Origin of the sequence: Reinekea sp. (assembly GCF_046710285.1) — a bacterium.
Taxonomy (GTDB): domain Bacteria; phylum Pseudomonadota; class Gammaproteobacteria; order Pseudomonadales; family Natronospirillaceae; genus Reinekea.
Genome location: NZ_JBKEGY010000026.1, coordinates 52501 through 53924, shown reverse-complemented (window position 1 = coordinate 53924; position 1424 = coordinate 52501). Strand labels below are relative to the sequence as shown.

1 rRNA gene (running past one end of the window) is annotated in these 1424 nt (G+C 52.0%); it reads right to left on the bottom strand.

Features of this window, described 5'->3' with window-relative positions:
• A 23S ribosomal RNA gene (locus ACI882_RS15265) occupies nt 1-1424 on the bottom strand (its annotated part continues 614 nt past the right edge of the window); the annotation flags it as partial.

The window sequence follows — 1424 nt, the reverse complement described above, 5'->3', positions numbered from 1 at the left end:
ATTTCGCTACCTTAGGACCGTTATAGTTACGGCCGCCGTTTACCGGGGCTTCGATCAAGAGCTTCGCTTACGCTAACCCCATCAATTAACCTTCCGGCACCGGGCAGGTGTCACACCCTATACGTCCACTTTCGTGTTTGCAGAGTGCTGTGTTTTAAGTAAACAGTCGCAGGGGCCTGGTATCTTCGACTGCCAACAGCTTACGGAGCAAGTCCGATCACCGCCAGCAGCGTGCCTTCTCCCGAAGTTACGGCACCATTTTGCCTAGTTCCTTCACCCGAGTTCTCTCAAGCGCCTTGGTATTCTCTACCTGATCACCTGTGTCGGTTTGGAGTACGGTTTCAGTGTAGCTGGAGCTTAGAGGCTTTTCCTGGAAGTATGGCATCAATCACTTCGGCATCCGTAGATGCACCGTCATCACGTCTCAGCTTTAATGAGTGTCCGGATTTACCTAAACACTCGGCCTACACGCTTGAACCACGACAACCAACGCGTGGATGACCTAGCCTGCTCCGTCCCCCCTTCGCACTACACTCAAGTACGGGAATATTAACCCGTTTCCCATCGACTACGCTTTTCAGCCTCGCCTTAGGGGCCGACTCACCCTGCCCCGATTAACGTTGGACAGGAACCCTTGATCTTTCGGCGTGGGAGTTTTTCACTCCCATTATCGTTACTCATGTCAGCATTCGCACTTCTGATACGTCCAGCAAGCCTCTCGACTCACCTTCATCCGCTTACAGAACGCTCCTCTACCACTCACGCCTAAACGCAAGTCCGTAGCTTCGGTGTTTGGTTTGAGCCCCGTTATATCTTCCGCGCAGGCCGACTCGACTAGTGAGCTATTACGCTTTCTTTAAAGGATGGCTGCTTCTAAGCCAACCTCCTAGCTGTCTGAGCCTTCCCACATCGTTTCCCACTTAACCAAAACTTTGGGACCTTAGCTGACGGTCTGGGTTGTTTCCCTTTCCACGACGGACGTTAGCACCCGCCGTGTGTCTCCCGGATAGTACTCACTGGTATTCGGAGTTTGCAAAGGGTTGGTAAGTCGGGATGACCCCCTAGCCTTAACAGTGCTCTACCCCCAGTGGTATTCATCCGAGGCTCTACCTAAATAGATTTCGAGGAGAACCAGCTATCTCCGAGTTTGATTGGCCTTTCACCCCCAGCCACAGGTCATCCGCTAACTTTTCAACGTTAGTCGGTTCGGTCCTCCAGTTGATGTTACTCAACCTTCAACCTGCCCATGGCTAGATCACTCGGTTTCGGGTCTACACCTTGCGACTGGACGCCCAGTTAAGACTCGGTTTCCCTACGGCTCCCCTATTCGGTTAACCTCGCCACAAAATGTAAGTCGCTGACCCATTATACAAAAGGTACGCAGTCACCCCATCACTAAGTAACCTCCCGCTTATTTAAAAACG